The 16,993-nt window shown below is 65.0% G+C and carries 17 protein-coding genes; 5 read left to right on the top strand and 12 right to left on the bottom strand.

All coding sequences use genetic code 11. From position 1 onward, the window contains the following. Positions 1-144: 144 nt before the first annotated feature. Positions 145-1,524: a class II fumarate hydratase gene (locus E0702_RS07560; protein WP_132042442.1), complete on the bottom strand. Its 1,380-nt coding sequence runs from the start codon at positions 1,522-1,524 to the stop codon at positions 145-147. Positions 1,525-1,728: 204 nt separating this feature from the next. Here E0702_RS07560 and E0702_RS07555 point away from each other — a divergent pair, with 204 nt between their 5' ends. After that, positions 1,729-2,106, top strand: a complete 378-nt coding sequence (locus E0702_RS07555) for a phasin family protein (RefSeq protein ID WP_439952325.1) — start codon at positions 1,729-1,731, stop codon at positions 2,104-2,106. 162 nt (positions 2,107-2,268) lie between these two features. Further along, positions 2,269-2,820, top strand: a complete 552-nt coding sequence (locus tag E0702_RS07550; RefSeq protein WP_132042438.1) for a carboxypeptidase-like regulatory domain-containing protein — start codon at positions 2,269-2,271, stop codon at positions 2,818-2,820. A gap of 13 nt (positions 2,821-2,833) precedes the next feature. On the opposite strand, the gene hda is transcribed toward E0702_RS07550, so the two are convergent. Then, complete coding sequence (gene hda / locus E0702_RS07545; protein ID WP_132042436.1) at positions 2,834-3,535, bottom strand: DnaA regulatory inactivator Hda; 702 nt, start codon at positions 3,533-3,535, stop codon at positions 2,834-2,836. Then, entirely contained in the window at positions 3,532-4,611 is a 1,080-nt protein-coding gene (locus E0702_RS07540; RefSeq protein WP_132042434.1) for an AI-2E family transporter, read from the bottom strand. The genes hda and E0702_RS07540 overlap by 4 nt, the downstream gene beginning before the upstream one ends. Before the next feature lie 125 nt (positions 4,612-4,736). On the opposite strand from E0702_RS07540, the gene purM reads away from it, so the two are divergent. Continuing rightward, the gene (gene purM, locus E0702_RS07535) at positions 4,737-5,801 is read left to right on the top strand and encodes a phosphoribosylformylglycinamidine cyclo-ligase (protein WP_132042432.1); all 1,065 of its coding nucleotides are present in this window, start codon (positions 4,737-4,739) and stop codon (positions 5,799-5,801) included. Continuing rightward, entirely contained in the window at positions 5,798-6,535 is a 738-nt protein-coding gene (gene purN / locus E0702_RS07530; protein WP_132042430.1) for a phosphoribosylglycinamide formyltransferase, read from the top strand. Before purM ends, purN begins: the two co-directional genes overlap by 4 nt. A gap of 139 nt (positions 6,536-6,674) precedes the next feature. Here purN and dcd read toward each other — a convergent pair whose 3' ends face one another. From dcd to E0702_RS07505, 5 genes are all read right to left on the bottom strand, one after another. Further along, positions 6,675-7,241 carry a dCTP deaminase gene (gene dcd, locus E0702_RS07525; protein ID WP_132042428.1) on the bottom strand — a complete coding sequence of 189 codons (567 nt, stop codon included), beginning with the start codon at positions 7,239-7,241 and terminating at the stop codon, positions 6,675-6,677. Between the two features lie 104 nt (positions 7,242-7,345). Beyond that, complete coding sequence (apbC, locus tag E0702_RS07520) at positions 7,346-8,146, bottom strand: iron-sulfur cluster carrier protein ApbC (protein WP_240721695.1); 801 nt, start codon at positions 8,144-8,146, stop codon at positions 7,346-7,348. A gap of 157 nt (positions 8,147-8,303) precedes the next feature. Then, positions 8,304-9,581 carry a hypothetical protein gene (locus E0702_RS07515; RefSeq protein WP_132042426.1) on the bottom strand — a complete coding sequence of 426 codons (1,278 nt, stop codon included), beginning with the start codon at positions 9,579-9,581 and terminating at the stop codon, positions 8,304-8,306. Between the two features lie 147 nt (positions 9,582-9,728). Further along, positions 9,729-10,460 (bottom strand): RNA pseudouridine synthase, encoded by a 732-nt coding sequence (locus E0702_RS07510; RefSeq protein WP_132042424.1) that lies wholly within the window; start codon positions 10,458-10,460, stop codon positions 9,729-9,731. An 87-nt stretch (positions 10,461-10,547) separates the two neighbouring features. Then, positions 10,548-11,222 (bottom strand): spermidine synthase, encoded by a 675-nt coding sequence (locus tag E0702_RS07505; RefSeq protein WP_132042422.1) that lies wholly within the window; start codon positions 11,220-11,222, stop codon positions 10,548-10,550. Between the two features lie 203 nt (positions 11,223-11,425). Between E0702_RS07505 and E0702_RS07500 the strand changes: the two genes are divergently transcribed. Next, positions 11,426-12,352: a YihY/virulence factor BrkB family protein gene (locus E0702_RS07500; protein ID WP_132042420.1), complete on the top strand. Its 927-nt coding sequence runs from the start codon at positions 11,426-11,428 to the stop codon at positions 12,350-12,352. A gap of 30 nt (positions 12,353-12,382) precedes the next feature. Here E0702_RS07500 and E0702_RS07495 read toward each other — a convergent pair whose 3' ends face one another. From E0702_RS07495 to E0702_RS07480, 4 genes are all read right to left on the bottom strand, one after another. Then, positions 12,383-13,810: a phospholipase D family protein gene (locus E0702_RS07495; RefSeq protein WP_132042418.1), complete on the bottom strand. Its 1,428-nt coding sequence runs from the start codon at positions 13,808-13,810 to the stop codon at positions 12,383-12,385. Positions 13,811-13,985: 175 nt separating this feature from the next. After that, complete coding sequence (locus E0702_RS07490) at positions 13,986-15,515, bottom strand: tripartite tricarboxylate transporter permease (protein WP_132042462.1); 1,530 nt, start codon at positions 15,513-15,515, stop codon at positions 13,986-13,988. After that, entirely contained in the window at positions 15,515-15,961 is a 447-nt protein-coding gene (locus E0702_RS07485; RefSeq protein WP_202597156.1) for a tripartite tricarboxylate transporter TctB family protein, read from the bottom strand. Before E0702_RS07485 ends, E0702_RS07490 begins: the two co-directional genes overlap by 1 nt. Positions 15,962-15,966: 5 nt before the next feature. Further along, entirely contained in the window at positions 15,967-16,953 is a 987-nt protein-coding gene (locus E0702_RS07480) for a Bug family tripartite tricarboxylate transporter substrate binding protein (RefSeq protein WP_132042414.1), read from the bottom strand. Between the last annotated feature and the right edge of the window lie 40 nt (positions 16,954-16,993).

The following is a 16,993-nucleotide window of genomic DNA, read 5'->3' as shown; positions in this document are numbered from 1 at the left end:
GTAAGCCGTAAGCCGTAAGCCGTAAGCCGTAAGCCGTAAGCCGTAAGCCGTAAGCCGTAAGCCAGAATATCGCCACCGAAACTCGCGGCAAGGGGTTTACGTACAGCGTAAAGCGTATGGCTTACCGCTGCGGGCAGAGCCCGGCTATTCCGGAATCCCCCCTCGCGTCAGTGCCACGGGGTCCAGCAGACGTTCCAGCTCCTCGCGGGAGAGATCGGTCTGCTCCTCTGCCACCTCGATGATCGGCCTGCCGGCCTGATAGGCCTGCTTGGCGATGGCCGCCGCAGCGTTGTACCCGATCACCGAGTTCAGCGCCGTGACCAGAATGGGATTGCGTGACAGCGGTTCGGCGAGATTATCCTCACGTACCCGGAAGGTGGCGATGGTCCGGTTGCCGAGCAGCCAGGCGGTGTTGCTCATCAGTGTGATCGAGCTCAGCAGGTTGTGAGCCACCAGCGGCAGCATCACATTGAGCTGGAAATTGCCGCTTTGCCCGGCAACGGTAATCGCGGTATCGAGCCCGATCACCTGAGCGGCCGCCTGGGCCGCCGACTCCGGAATGACCGGGTTGACCTTGCCCGGCATGATCGAGCTGCCCGGCTGCAGTGCCTCCAGCTCGATCTCGCCGAGGCCCGCCAGAGGACCGGAGTTCATCCAGCGCAGGTCATTGGCGATCTTCATGATCACGCAGGCCAGGCCCCTGAGCTGGCCGGAGAGCTCCACCGCCGCATCCTGGGAGCCCAGGCTGGCGAAGAAGCTGTCATTGGGGGTAAAGGCGAGACCGGTCTGGGCGGAGAGCTCCGCGGCCATACGAGTGGCAAATTCCGGATGGGCATTGATCCCCGTTCCTACCGCCGTGCCTCCCTGCGCCAGCCGACAGAGCCTGACCAGGGCGCTGTCGAAACGCTCGATGGCCTGCCCCAGCTGGCTCGACCAGCCACCCAGCTCCTGGCTCATGCGCAAGGGCATGGCGTCCATCAGATGGGTGCGACCGGTCTTGACCACATCGTCGAGTTCAGTGGCACGATGGTCGATGGTCTCCCGCAGATGTACCAGGGCCGGCCGTAACCGGTTGGTTACCTCCAGCGCCGCCGCGACATGAATGGCGGTGGGGATCACGTCGTTGCTGGACTGTCCCATATTGACATGGTCATTGGGGCCCACCTCCACCCCCTCACGGCTGGCAAGGTTGGCCAGCACCTCGTTGACATTCATGTTGCTGGAGGTGCCGGAGCCTGTCTGAAAGACGTCCACCGGGAAGTGATCATCATGCTCACCACGAATCACCTCCTCGGCGGCGGTGACGATCGCCTCCGCGCGTTCGGCATCGAGCAGGCCCAGCTCGGCATTTACCCGCGCAGCGGCCAGCTTGATACGGGCGATGGCATGGATGAAGGGGGGCGGCATCGCCTGACCCGAGACCGGGAAGTTATTGACCGCACGCTGGGTCTGAGCCCCATAGAGCGCCTCCGCCGGCACCTCCAGTGTCCCCATGCTGTCACGTTCGCTACGCGTCGCGCTCATCTCTCGCCTCCTGATGTGGGTAGTGAATGACTCCCTCCCACCATGGTGCCGCCGGACGAATTCGGCAAGGCCCGCCCCTCCCTGCGCTCGTCGAGATAATCGGCGATATCGATGTTGCGCTGCACAAGACGCTCTGCTATTGTGCATTGCAACAGAGCAGAAATCGCTCCCATGTGCACAGTGAAACCAGGAGGTTCCACCATGATGAACGCCTTCAACTTCGACACCAAGGCCTTCGACACCAAGCAGTTCGAGTCCATCTTCTTCGCCCCGGCACGCGCCTATGCCAACCTGGCGGTGGACTACAGCGAGAAGCTGGCCCACGCCCAGCTGGACGCCACCAAGGCCTACACCGACACCGGTCTGGCCCAGCTTCGCAGCCTGATGAGCGTCAAGGATGCCGAAGGCCTGCGCTCCTACATGGAGGGTCAGCAGAAGGTCGCCAAGGACCTCGCCGAGCGCCTCAAGGGTGATGCCGAAAAGGTCGCTTCCCTGCAGCAGGACTTTGTCCAGCAGAGCCAGAAGCTGACCGAGGAGAGTGTCAAGCAGGCTCAGGCGGCCAGCACCAAGGCCACCCAGTAAGCGCTGACATCAGGGGGGGTGCCCTCCCCGAGAGCCTGAACCGCCGCCCCCATCAGGGCGGCGGTTTTCGTTGGTGACGAGCTCCCTTCGGCGCGCCTTTTACGCTACCCTTGGCCGAGGCACGGGGCGCCCATCGACACGGAACTGGATAGGGAGATCGGCATGAAACGCTATTTACTCTTGGCCCTGGCGGCACTGGTGCTGGCTGGCTGCGAGGTCGTGCCCCCGGCCCCCACCGAGCGCATCGAAGTCATCGAGCGAGGTGAAACCCAGCAAGACACTCCCCAGGAGGCCCACCAGGATCAACATGAAGGCACTCCCCCACGCGCCACCAGGGAGGTCGCCTTCCCGGAGAGCGAGTATGCCAGGCTCGATAAGCAGGGCAGCGCGGTGGTATCCGGTCGGCTGACGCTGAGCGGACATCCCATCCCCAATGCCGGCGTCTCGGTGGCACCGGTCACCAGCTACTCGGCGGAAGCTGCCGAGAAGGCCCTGGCCGGCATCGCCGTGGAGCCCGCCGACCCCAGGGCGAGGGAGTACACCCACACCACGCGCACCGATGGCAATGGCTATTTCCGGATCGCTGGTCTGCCGGCCGGCGAGTTCTACGTCTCGGGCGCCGGCCCCGACCCCCGGACCGGCAAGCCCCGGGTGGTAATCCGCCAGATATCGCTGAGTAACGGCCAGCAGCGAGAGGTGCCACTCTCACGCTGATACCACAGTGGTTCTACCAGCCCAGCGCCTGCTTGACGAAGGGAATGGTCAGCTTGCGCTGGGCGGAGAGCGAGGCCCGATCCAGCTCCTCCAGCAGGCGGAACAGCTCGTCGAGCCGGCGTGGGCCGCGGTGCAGGATGTAGCGAGCCACATCATCGGTGAGCAGCATGCCACGCACCCGGGCGCGTAGCTGGAGGGCAGCCAGGCGTCCCGCATCATCCAGCCCCTGGACATGAAAGGTCACGCCCCAGGTCAGGCGCGAGGCCAGGTCGGGCAGCTTCACGGGGAGCTGGCGTGGTGGCGCCTCGGCGGCCACTATCAGTCGCTTGCCGGCATCACGCAGGCGGTTATAGGCGTGAAACAGCGCCTCCTCCCAGCGCGGCCGGCCCACCACCCGCTCCAGATCATCGATGGCCACCAGATCCAGACGCTCGATATCCTCGAGCATCAGCGGGGGGAAGTGGCCAAGCTCCTCCAGCGGCAGATACAGCGCACGCCGATCCTGATCCGAGGCCCCATGGCAGGCCGCCTGAAGAAGGTGGCTGCGCCCCACGCCCGGCGCGCCCCACAGGTAGAGAAAGGGCTCCCCTTCCTGTTCCAGCTGCTGGGTCAGGCGCCCCACCAGGGTGGCATTGGGGCCGGCGTGAAAGTTGGCGAAGGTGGCATCGTCACGCAACCCCACGCCCAGTGGCAGCTGCGCGGGCGCGCGGCTCATGGTGACTCCTTGTCGTGGCGATGATTGTGGGTCTCGTCGTACAAGGCACTGCTCTTGTAACGGGTATTGAGTTCCCGCAAGAGTACCATGATCACGGCCGCGGCCGGCAGCGCCAGCAGCACTCCGGTAAAGCCGAACAGGTTGCCACCGGCCAGTACCGCGAAGATCACCGCCACCGGATGCAAACCTATCTTGTCGCCCAGCAGCTTGGGCTGCAGCACCACGCTTTCGACCACCTGGCCGAAACCGAACACGGCGGCCACGCCCAGCAACATCCACCACTCACCGCTCTGGAAGAAGGCCACCACCCCCGCCACGCTGATGCCGACGATGACGCCCAGATAGGGCACAATGCTGGCCAGCCCCGACAGCAGACCGATCAACAGACCGAAACGCACGCCCAGCAGCGTCAGACCGATGGCATAGATGATGCCCAGGCACAGCATCACGATCAGCTGACCGCGCAGGAACGATGACAGCACCTCGTCACACTGGCCGGCCAGGCGCTTCGCGGTATCTTCCCAGCGTCTCGGCAGCCAGTCTCGCACCTTGGCCACCAGGACGTCCCAGTCGAGCAGCAGGTAGAAGGTGACGACAGGTATCAGCGCCAGATTGCCGATCCAGCCGACCAGCGCCAGACCCGAGCGCGACACCCCCGAGAGCAGGGTCGCCGCGAAGGTGCCGGTCTCCTTCCAGTTGTCCACCACCGCCTGACGCAGGGCGTCGATATCGGTGGTGAGGTCCAGACCGGTCAGCGACTGGACCCTCGGCACCATCGTCTGCTGCACCCAGTTGAGTACCGCCGGCAGCGACTCTACCAGCTGGCCGAGCTGACGTCCCAGCACCGGCACGACCAGCAGCAGGGCGACCACGATGACCAGTGTCAGCAGCAGGAACACCAGCGATACGGAGAGCCGGCGGGACAGGCCCAGTGCCTCCAGGCGGTCGGCCAGGGGGTCACCGAGATAGGCCAGCACCATGCTGACGAAGAACGGCATCAACACCGGCTCGATACTGATAAGGAACCACAACGCCAGCGCTGCCACCCCGGCTGCAACCCACCATTGCCTGCGCATTGCTACCTCCTTGTTTCGCGACCGCCGACGGGCTGCCAGCCGTTCGCGGTGATGCTACAATTCTGGCCCTGATTTGCCTACCATGCGGCGACTCTCGCTGCATCGACTACCCGACAGGACTCCCGATGACCGACTCCTCCAAACGCCCCTCGCTCAGCTACAAGGACGCCGGTGTCGATATTGACGCCGGCAACGCATTGGTCGACCGCATCAAGGGGGTCGCCAAGCGTACCACCCGGCCGGAAGTGATGGGTGGACTAGGTGGCTTCGGCGCCCTCTGTGAACTGCCCAAGGGCTACCGCGAGCCGGTGCTGGTCTCGGGCACCGATGGCGTTGGCACCAAGCTGCGCCTGGCCATGGATCTGGGCCGCCACGACACCATCGGCATCGATCTGGTCGCGATGTGTGTCAACGACCTGGTCGTGGCCGGTGCCGAGCCGCTGCAGTTCCTCGACTACTATGCCACGGGCAAGCTCGATGTGGAGATCGCCGCCGATGTGGTCGAAGGCATCGGCGTCGGGTGCGAGAAGGCCGGCTGCGCCCTGGTCGGCGGCGAGACCGCCGAGATGCCTGGCATGTACGCCGGCAGCGACTATGACCTGGCCGGTTTCTGCGTCGGCATCGTGGAGAAGTCCGAGATCCTCGACGGCAAGCGAGTCGCCGAGGGGGACGTGCTGCTGGGCATGGCCTCATCCGGCCCTCACTCCAACGGCTACTCGCTGATTCGCAAGATCCTGGAGGTCTCCGGTGCTTCGCTGGATACCGAACTCGACGGCGAGTCACTGGGCGATGCGCTGATGGCACCGACACGCATCTACGTGAAACCGCTGCTGTCGTTGATCAAGGAGAGTGCCGTTCCGGTGCATGCCCTCTCCCATATCACCGGCGGTGGCCTCACCGAGAACCTGCCCCGGGTACTGCCCGAAGGCCTCGCCGCCCGGGTCGATGTCACCGCCTGGGAGCGACCGGCGGTCTTCGAGTGGCTGCGCGAGCAGGGCAATGTGGCCGAGGAGGAGATGTACCGGGTACTGAACTGCGGCATCGGCATGGTCATCGTGGTGCCGGCCGAGAAGGCCGACGAAGCGCGTGCCCACCTTCAGGCGCAGGGCGAGACGGTTTACCGTATCGGTGAGATCGTCGCCGGCGGGGCCGATGGTGAACAGGTGATCCTGGAGAACCTGGCAGGATGAGCGAGCGTTACGAGAGCGACACCTTGCAGGACTTCACCCCCGAACCCGCCGATATCCGTCGGGTGGTGGTGCTGATCTCCGGCAACGGCAGCAACCTTCAGGCGTTGATCGATGCCCAAACCCACGACGAACTGGGTGGAGAGATCGTCGCGGTCATCTCCAACGAGCCCGATGCCTACGGGCTGACTCGTGCTCGGGAGGCGGGTATCGATGCCGTGGTGCTGCCCCACCGCGAGTACGAGAGCCGCGACGCCTACGACGGCGCCCTGATCAAGGTGATCGAGCGCCACGAGCCAGACCTGGTCGTCCTCGCCGGCTTCATGCGTATTCTCACCCCGCGTTTCGTGCAGCGCTTCATGGGACGGCTGATCAATATCCACCCGTCCCTGCTGCCCGACTACCAGGGCCTCAACACCCATGCTCGGGCACTGGCCGACGGCGTCACCCAGCACGGCTGCAGTGTGCACTTCGTTACCGAGGAGCTCGACGGCGGACCGGTCCTTATGCAGGCCGTGGTCGAACTCGCCGAAGGGGAAAGCGAGGAAACGCTGAAGGATAAGGTGCATGCCCGGGAGCACCTGATCTACCCCATCGCCGTGAAGTGGTGCCTCGAGGGACGCCTGCTGTTCACGGGCCAGGGGGCGACCCTGGATGGCACGTCGCTGCCGCCTCAGGGCCTGCGCATGTCCCATGCCGATGCCGCCGAGGAGCTGGACGAGGACCTGGAGCCGTAAGCTGAAAGCTGAAAGCTGAAAGCTGAAAGCTGAAAGCTGAAAGCCAGATAGTCAAAAGCGAACCCCACCGCCGCAAGGCTGGTGGGGTTCGCTTTTTCTTACAGCTTCTGGCTTACGGCACCCGAGTGCAGCGCGGGCCTCAAGTACGAGGCAACGTCACACCCCGCTGGCCCATATATTTTCCGCCACGGTCCTTGTAGGAGGTCGCACACACCTCGTCGGACTCCAGGAACAGCATCTGGGCCACGCCCTCGTTGGCGTAGATCTTGGCCGGCAGGTTGGTGGTATTGGAAAACTCCAGGGTGACATGCCCCTCCCACTCAGGCTCCAGCGGGGTCACGTTGACGATGATGCCACAACGAGCATAGGTGGACTTGCCCAGGCAGATGGTCAACACACTGCGCGGGATGCGGAAGTACTCCACGGTGCGCGCCAGGGCAAAGGAGTTCGGCGGGATCACGCAGACGTCTCCCTTCACATCGACGAAACTCTTGTCGTCGAAGGCCTTGGGATCCACGACCGCCGAGTGAATATTGGTGAACACCTTGAACTCGTCGGCACAACGCACATCGTACCCGTAGCTGGACGTTCCGTAGGAGATCACCCGACGCTCGTTCACATAGCGAACCTGATCGGCCTCGAAGGGTTCAATCATCCCCTCCTGCTCGGCCATGCGGCGAATCCAGTTGTCGGACTTGATGCTCATCGAAACCTATCCTGCGGCTGTGAAAGTCGGGGGCAGACAGTGCCCGAGGCCGCCATGATAACGGCCCCGGGCACGGGCGTCACGCCGTCCCGCTAGTTCAAGGCTCAGTCGCTGAACGAGATGCTCGGTCCGTCGCTGGTCTTGCCCTGCAGCTGTGCAACTACTTGGCGCGCCATGTCCCGGAAGGTGCCGGTCACCTCGCCCTCCGGCTCGGCCACCACAGTGGGCCGGCCACCATCGACCTGCTCGCGGATGGAGAGCGCGAGTGGCAGACGCCCGAGCACACGGGTTTCGTACTCATGGGCGATACGTTCGCCGCCCCCCTCGCCGAAGATCGGCTCCGCATGACCGCAGTTCGAGCAGGTATGCAGCGACATGTTCTCCACCACCCCGAGCACCGGCACATTGACCTTGCGGAACATCTCGATGCCCTTGCGAGCGTCCAGCAGCGCGATATCCTGGGGGGTGGTGACGATCACGGCTCCATCCACCGGCACCTTCTGGGCCAGGGTCAACTGAATGTCGCCGGTACCCGGCGGCATGTCGATGAACAGGTAGTCCAGATCGTCCCAGACGGTCTGATTCATGAGCTGCTGGAAGGCACCCGCCACCATCGGCCCGCGCCACACCATGGGCTCACGGATATCCACCATGAAGGCCATGGACATGGCCTGGATGCCATGGGCCTGGAGCGGGTGCATGGCATTCTCGCCGGCGCCCTGAGGGCGCACGCCTTCGCCCACGCCAAGCATCTGGGCCTGGCTGGGGCCGTGGATATCGGCATCCAGAATGCCCACGCGATAGCCTTCCGCGGCCATGGCCAGGGCCAGGTTCACGGTGACGGTGGACTTGCCGACGCCGCCCTTGCCGGATGCCACGGCGACAATATGCTTGACCCCTTCGATCACGTCCTGCTCCTTCTCTTTAGATTCATCGGGCCGGCTCGCGGCCGACAGGCTAAGTACCATTATACGCCCTGGGGCAAGGCGACCGAACTCGCCATAAACGAACGGCGGGCCTTGCTGGCCCGCCGCCGTTCTCGCGACGCGATATCGCCCTGTCTTACTCCTGCCGGGTAGAGGCCTCGGAGTCCGACTCGGCGCTCGCCGCCGAGTCTGTGACTTCACCCTCGCTGCCCTGGCTCGGGGTTTCGCCATCGCCCTGTGGCGCACTACCGGCCTCGGCATCGAGGCCGAGATCGGTCTCGGTGGGGGACGATGCCCCCTCGCCATCCCGGTTCGGAGCGTTACCATCGCCCTGCTGCGCACTTGCGGCTTCGGTGTCCTTGCCGTTTTCACTCTGGTTGGCCGAAGACGATGCCGCCTCGCCGCTCGCGGCGCTTGACGCCTCGCTACCCATCTCCAGCGACTCGAGCTTGCGACGCCAGGAGGCCAGCTGGGACTCCAGCTCCTGAAGCTGCGTCTCTCGGCTCTCGACCTTGCTCTCCACGTCGGCAAGCTCATCACGACCGATGTCGATGGCAAGCTGGGTATCCTCGAGCTGACGCTGGGCATCCTTGACCGCCTGCTGGGCCGCATCACGCTCCTTGCCCAGTGAATCAAGCTCCTGGATCAGGGCATCACGCTCTTCACCAAACTCGGTCAACCGAGTCTGCAGCTCATCGAGCTCGGCCTTGCTGGACTCGACCTCCTCCTTGAGCGTCGCCTTGTTCTCCTCCAGAGAGGCGATCTCTTCCTTCAGGCCATCCAGGCTGGACTCCGCCTGCTGACGTGCCTCCTCGGCCGCCTGACGCTCCTCCACCGCGGTCTGGCGCGCCTGTTCGGCCTCTTGGCGCTGGGCCTCGGCCTCCTGGCGGGCGCTCTCGGCGGATTCACGTGCCTCTTCGGCATCGCTGCGCGCCTGCGCCACGGCATCGCGCTCCTGCTGCAGCTCCGTCAGGGCCTGCTCGAGCGTCGCCTGCTCCTCTTCGAGGGTCGCGATACTGGTCTCCAGGGCCTTCTGGGACTCCTGCAGCTCCTCAAGCCGGCTCTCGGCGCTGCTGATCTCGGCCTGAACGGCTTCCAGGCGCTCCTGTGCCTCGGCCTCACGCGCCTGAACATCGTCTTCCAGGGCCTGGCGACGCTGCTCGAGCTCGGCGATCTCGGCCTCCAGCGCCTCGACCTCCTCGCCGGCCTGCCTGCGCTCCTCCAGTTGCGTGCTCAATGCCTGGTTGCGCGACTCGAGCACCGCCATCTCTTCTTCCAACGCTTCCCGTGCGTCCTTGTGGCTGCCAGCACTGGACTGGGCGATGATCGCCCAGACGATGCCGACGGCTGCCACCCCGGCGAGGCCACGCACGCGGTTGTCCTTGAACGGTGATGTCTGATTGGTTTCCGACATGGATGCATCCTTTTCGTTATCGATTCAGCCAGGGGTCGACACCCACTCGGCAAGCGATGGCCGAAGTCAAGCTGTGACCAGTTCTCAGAATCAGCATACAGAGCGGCACCCACCGGGGAAAGAGCCTCCGTGTGCCGCCGCCGGGCCTTAGAAGCGCTCGTCGCGACGCAGGTAGCGCCATCGCCCGGCCGGCACCGCACCCAGTGACACGCCACCAATGCGCAGGCGCCGGCTAGCCACCACGCCTAGCCCCACGGCCCGACACATCGACTCGAACTGACCCGGGGTCGCCCCCTTCACGGCGAAGCGTAGCCGATTCTCGCTTTGCCAGCTGACCTTGCACGCTGCCATGCGCTGGCCCGGTAGCCCTGGGCCATCTCTCAGTGCCGCTAAGCCATGCTCGTCCAGGCTGCCGGTCACATCCACCAACCACTCCTCCTCAAGCCGCGAGCGCTTCTCCTCGAAGCATCGGATAACACCACGATCCTGAGTGAACACCAGCAAGCCCGCTTCCGCGGGCCCCAGCGGCAGGCAGGTAACCAGGCCCCGAAAGTGCGCCTTCAACACCCCCTTTCCGGCAGGGTCCTCCGACCAGTGGGTGGCCTTGCGAATCACGCGTCTTGCCAGATCCTCTCCCTCGCTAGCGTCCATATCGGCAGGACAGTGGTAGAGCAGCGTCGCCGGCGAAATCTCCCGGGGCGTGGCTCCCGGCAGCAGCGTGACCGCCTGGTCGACGACCTTGAACTGGGGCTCCTCGACGACCCGGCCGTCGACGCTCACCCAGCCTCCGGCAATATAGAGCTCGGCCTCGCGGCGTGAGCAGGGCAGCTCACGAGCCAGCCGCTTGGAGAGTCGCTCCCCGCCAACCGTTTCATTCATCGTGGGGTTCTCCCTGGGAATAAGATCCTGTTCGCAAGCTGCCGGGTCAGGCAAGGAAGCACCACTACGACTCGCCTGTCCGACATTTCAGCAAGCCAGCCAGATGCAGTGCCTGGCCCCCTTGCCCGAGCGCTGGGCCCGGACCGTGACCGTCTCGACCAGCAGCCCGACCCGCCGCAGGCGCTCGGTGAAGGCCGAATCCTCGCCCGCTGACCACACCGCCAGCACCCCGTTGGGACGCAGCGCCCGCTGAGCGGCGGCCAGCCCCTCAGGCGAGTAAAGCCAGTCATTCTCGCGGCGTGTCAGACCCTCGGGGCCGTTGTCGACATCGAGCAGGATGGCATCGAAGCCGCCGGGCTCGTCCCGCAGCAGCTCTCCGACATCTCCCACCACGACCCGCGTTCTCGCATCGTCCAACGGATGGCCAGCGGCAGCACCCAGCGGCCCTCGATTCCACTCCACCACGCCGGGCACCAGCTCGGCCACCACGACCTCGGCATCCTCACCCAGGCCGGCGAGGGCCGCCGCCAGGGTAAAGCCCATTCCCAGCCCGCCCACCAGTACCCGGGCACCGGGACGCTCGGTAACTCGCTGACACGCCAGCTCTGCCAGGGCATCCTCGGAGCCGTGCAGGCGGGTGTTCATCAGCTCACCGGGAGAGCCTGCGATGCGAATGGAGAACTCATCATTACGCTTTAGCAGGCGCAGCCTGGTGCCCTGACCGGGAATGGAAGCGGTGCCGATCTCTTCGAATTTTGCCATGGAGTCTCAGTGTCGAAAGAAGGTGGGTAACAGAGTATTAGGGGGAGTCACCGGTAAAGGTTCCACCGCATTATGCGGGCTCCGGTAACACGCCGCCATGCGCATTCTCCGCATGGGATGCAGGATCGACACCGAAGTGTCGCGTTGACGACAGATGGCCGAGCGGGCGTATGATGAGGTAACTGCCGCGGATCGCCATGCCGATGACACCCTCCTCTCCTGCACACTCCCCTGCCCTCACTCTGCTTCCACGAGTCACACGTTTCCTGTGGCGGGTACTCTGTGCCTTTCTGCGCAACCGCGGCGTGCTGCTCGCTGGCGGGGTGGGCTATAACATCCTGCTCTCCATCGTGCCGCTGTTTGCCCTGCTGGTGGTGCTGCTGGCCGAGGTGGTCGACAGGGCGCACCTGCTGGAGGTGCTCTCGATCCAGGCTCGCCACCTGGCACCGGCCCACGCCGAGGTACTGCTGGAAGCGGTACGCGCCCTGCTCGAGTCGCGCGAGGTAATCGGCCTGCTGGGCTTTCCTGTCCTGCTGCTGTTCAGCTCCTTCGCCTTCCGCATGCTCGAGGATGCCCTGGCGATCATCTTCCACGCCCCCGACTCCCAGCATCAGGGAAGGAGCGTCTGGGTCTCGGTACTGCTCCCCTACGCCTTTATGGTGGTACTGGGGGCGGGCCTGCTGGCACTCACCCTGGTGGTCAGCCTGGTCAGCGGCCTCAACACCCTGACACTGGCATTGACGGGACACGGTCTGCCCCTGGCCGGGCTCTCCGAGCCGTTACTCAACCTGACCAGCTTCGTCGGGGTATTCCTGCTGTTCAGCGCCATCTACAAGGTGCTCCCGGTCGTCAGGATCGCCCTGCGTCGTGCCCTGATAGGGGGCTTCGTGGCCGCCCTGCTATGGGAGGGGGTTCGCCTGTTGCTGGTCTACTACTTCGCCAACCTCTCGTTCGTCAACGCCGTTTACGGCTCCCTGGCCACCCTGATCGTGGTGCTGCTGAGCCTGGAGGTCGGCGCGATCATCCTGCTGCTGGGTGCCCAGGTGATCGCCGAGCTGGAGCGCAATGCCCGTCTCGGCCTGCCCTGGCACCTGGATGCTCGTCGCCAGGCCGTCACCCATGTGGACTGATGACCAGCGAGGCGATGCCTGCCGCCGGTGCTAGAAGGTGGATAGCCCCGTCGCCTCCATGGCACGGTAGCGCAGACGCTGCCAGAGCGACGCCTTCTCGAAGGCGCCAAACGGCTCACTGGTGGTACGCTCGGGCGAACTGTTCCAGCGCTCATCGAAGAAGGTTCCGGCATCCTGGAGAGCCGACGTATCGGCCGGCCCCACCAGGCGTACACTGGTCTCGAGGTTGAGATTATCCAGGTTGCGTCGAGTAAAGTTTGCCGAGCCCAGAATCAGCTCGCCCTGACCGCCGCCGGCCGGACGACGCAGCAGTAACTTGGTGTGACACTGCTCGCCATGCGTCACGCACCAGCGCACCTCCACCCCCTGCCGATGCAGCTCGAGGGCCACCGGCCGATTGGGAATCCCCCCCTTCTCGATGCCGAAGGCGTCGCGATTGGGATCGAGCAGCACCCTCACCCGCACGCCACGGCTTTTCGCCTGCACCAGTGCCTCGATCACCCCGCGGTGGGCCAGATAGAACACCGCCACGTCGAGGCGGTCATCGGGGTCACTGGCCGAAATGGCGGCCAGCAGGGCATCGCGAATCGCCCCCTCGGTCAGCAACTGCACTCCAGCCCCGGCCGCCGGCGACGGGGATGCCGGGCCGGGTGCGGGGTCGGCCAGGGTGACACCCGACCAGGACGCCACGCTCCGCTCACTGGACAGCAGATCCAGTGCTGCCGCCCCCTGGAAGGCCAGCGCCACATTGCCGTGCAGGCTGCTGGCATCATGGGGATTGGCCGAGGTCACCAGCCCCGCCCACTCTTCGCCACGATCCACCACCAGCGTCTTGCGATGATTGGCATTGAAGTTGAGCAGGGCCAGATAGCTGCGCAGGGTGACGCGCCCGGGCCCCAGCACATTGGGCAGCCAGCCGTCATCGACACGATTGCCAAACCAACGCGGACCCAGGTGCCAGAGCCCGGACCAGAGCGGATTGGAAGCACGCAGTCGGGCCAGATCGGTCTCGACCACCTGCACCCCTGCCTGACGCAGGCGCTCGAAGTGATCGAGCGCGAGGCCGCCGTAGAGGGTGTTGAGCGGGTCGGTGATCACCACGGCATCGAGCTCGGGGTAGTCACGTTTCTGCTCGATCAGCGCCTGGGTCAATTGCGCCGAGAGGGGGCGGAACGTCGCGCCGGAGGCACTCCCGGCGAAGTCATTGAACAGGAACATGTCTGCCACCACCAGCCGACGTGCCTGCCCGATCAACGCCAGCGCCTCATCGAAGATGGCCTGGTCGAGATGGCGCCTGCCTTGGGCGTCATACCAGGTGCGGTCGGCCAGAAAACGTACCTGTTCGGCGGGGCGCTCGGGAAATGCCATGCCAACACCTTCGGGGAGTGGCTTGGCGCGCTGCCAGACTCCCATGCCGCCCCACGCCAGCACCAGCACCGCCAGAAACCATAGCCCCATGCGTCGCGCCCTCGTCCTGACCATCTACCGTCCCCATCGATGAATCACTCTCTGCTGATGCTCGGACCAACATACCCGTGTACAAGGAAAAGCGCAGTGCGCGAGCCATGCCCCTCGCATGACAGAGCGGGGCGCCGACCGAGTCGACGCCCCACTTCGCCATTCTCGAGAAGGCTCAGTCCCCTTCGGGGTTGCCGGAAGATGCCGATGCGACCCTCATGCGCCGACGCAGCAGAGGGCCAACGATATAGGGAAGAATCAGCCCCAGACCGGCGAACGCCCATAGGCCGATGGCCAGGCCGCTGTCCCACAGCACGGCCCAGTCACCGTCGGAGATATCCATGGCGTGGCGCAGGTTCTTCTCCATCTCCGGCCCCAGCAGCAGGCCGAGGATGATTGGCACCAGCGGGATCTCCAGCTTGCGGAAGAGGTAGCCGGCGACGCCGAAGGCCACCATGAAGTAGAGATCGAAGGTGGTGTTGCTGATCGAGTAGATGCCCACGAAGGCGATCATGGTCACCACCGGCAGCAGGAACATCGGCGGCACCGAGAGCAGCTTCACGAAGATACCCACCAGCGGAATGTTCAACAGCAGCAGAAGGAAGTTGCCGATAAGCAGCGCCGCGATCACCCCCCAGACGATGTCGGCGTTCTGGGTGAACATCAACGGACCGGGAGTGATGTTCAGCGAGATCAGCAGCGCCAGCAGTACCGCCGTGGTACCGCTTCCCGGCACCCCCAGCGTCAGCATGGGCACCAGCGCACCGCTGGAGGCCCCGTTGTTGCCGGCTTCGGGGCCGGCCACGCCGCGCGGGTCACCCTGGCCGAAATAGCCCTTCTTGCCGACCACCTTCTTCTCGAGGGTATAGCCGATAAAGCTGCCCAGCGACGCCCCAGCCCCCGGGAGCACCCCCGCGATAAACCCCAGCACACCGCCCCTGAGGCTCGACGGGAGGATATTGCGGATATCGGCCCACTTCAGCGAGAGCTTGTTGACGACCATCTTCTCCTTGCCGCCGCCGGCCTTCTCCTCGATGAAGAACAGCAACTCGGAGATGGCAAACAGGCCGACGATGGCGATGATGAAGTCCACCCCTTCGTAGAGTTCCAGCACACCGAAGGTATAGCGCTGCACGCCGGTGTTATCGATGCCCACCGTCGCGATCATCAGGCCGATGCAGGCCGCCACCACTGTCTTCATGGGGTTCTTGCCGGTGATCCCCCCCAGGGTGGCAAACGCCAGCAGAAACAGCGCGAAATACTCCGCGGGGCCGAAGGTCAAGGCAAACCGCGCCAGCAGCGGCGCCAGCAGGATCAGGCCGATGGTGGCGACCAGGCTACCGATGAACGACGCCACCGCAGAGATCGCCAGCGCCTCGGCGGCCTTGCCCTGACGGGCCATGGGGTAGCCATCCAGGCAGGTCATCATCGCCGGTTCGTCGCCGGGGATATTGAGCAGGATCGAGGAGATCCGTCCACCATACATGGCCCCGGCGTAGACCGCGGTCAGCATGATAAGTGCCGTTTCGGGCGCCAGCCCCAGGCTGAAGGCCAGCGGGATCAGAATCGCGACCCCGTTGGCTGGCCCCAGGCCCGGCAGGGCACCGATCAGGGTGCCCAGGAAGGCGCCGAGCAGTGCGAACATCAGATTATGCGGCGCCAGGGCTACCCCGAAGCCGTCGATCAGATAGCCGAGGGTCTCCATCAACTCACCTCCAGGAAAGAGAGCAGCCCCAACGGCAAGGCCAGGTCGAGGGCAAAGTTGAACAGCAGAAACACGCCCACCCCGGAGGCCGCCCCGGTGATGAAGGCGCGCAGCGGGGCGCTGCCCATCCGCCAGCACAGGGTACCCACCGCCAGGGTGGTGCTGAGGATAAAGCCCAGTGGCTGCAGCAGCGCCGCATAGAGCACCAGCACCACCACCGCAATCACCAGCTCCAGGCCGGTGCGACTCCAGGGCCAGGCGTTGTCGGGATCGGGACGCACGATGAGATAGAGGCTGGAGAGAACCAGCACCACCGAGAGCAGCAGCGGGAAGGTTTCGGGCCCCACCGCCTCGCTGCCGCCGAAGGGCGCCGGAAGCTGAGTGGCACCCCAGCCGTACGCGACGGCCAGGGTGATCAGCAGAATGCCGAAGATGCGATCGTTCATGGTACTCACTGGATCAGCCCGATGTCCTTGGAGAGCTGCTCGATATCGGCGACCTGCTCCTTGACGAAGGTCTCGAACTCCTCGGCGGTCATATGGAACGGCATCAGGCCATTGCTGACCATCAGCTCCTTCCACTGCTCGCTCTCATAGATGGTATCCATGGCCTCGAGCCAGTACTCACGGGACGCGTCGGAGATATCGGCGGGCATGTAGAAGCCGCGCCAGTTAGGGCCAAGGGCGTCGATGCCCTGCTCCCGGGCGGTGGGGATGCCGCTGAACTCGCCGGGCAGACGTTCCTCGGCGAGCACGGCCAGCACGCGCAGGTCACCGGATTCCATAAAGCCCTGAGCCTCGGAGATATCGCCGGTAAAGGCATCGACGTGGCCGCCGACCACCTGGGTCATCGCCTCTCCCCCATTGTTGTAGGAGAGGTAGGGAATTCGGGGAAGCTCATCGACACCGGCGGCATCGGCGGCGATCAGCACCTTCAGATGGTCCCAGCCGCCCTTGGCGCTGCCCCCGGCGAACTTGACGCTGCGGGGATCCTCGTCGATCGCCGCCATCAGGGCCGGCAGATCCTGGTACTCGGAGTCCGCCGCCACCGCGATCACGCCGTAGTCGGCGCCCAGCGCCCCGATCCAGTTGACCATGTCGGCGTCCATGCCCGGAAACTGGCCCTGGGCCAGGCGGGTCGTGGTGGCGGTCGAGGCCGCCACCAGCAGCTGCTCGTCACCGGCACGCTTGCTCACCACATGGGCATAGGCCACACCACCGCCGGCCCCCGCCATATTGATGGTCTGAACGTTACCGGGCACCAGGTCCAGGTCCTGCAGGACATTGCCCACGCTGCGGCAGGTGAAGTCCCAGCCGCCACCGGGATCCGCGGGCGCGATGCACTCCACCTTGCCCTCGGGTTCGAACGCCATGGCACTTCCGGCGCCGACGGTCAGTGCGGCGACGGCGGCGAGGCTGAGCGACGTCTTGATCAACATGAAGGTGTCCCCTTTATTGTGTCGGGTGAAAGCAAGAGCA

Origin of the sequence: Halomonas marinisediminis, assembly GCF_004347715.1 — a bacterium.
GTDB lineage: Bacteria > Pseudomonadota > Gammaproteobacteria > Pseudomonadales > Halomonadaceae > Halomonas > Halomonas icarae.
Note: the sequence above shows the minus strand (reverse complement) of the source record. Positions and strands in the feature narration are given on the sequence as shown.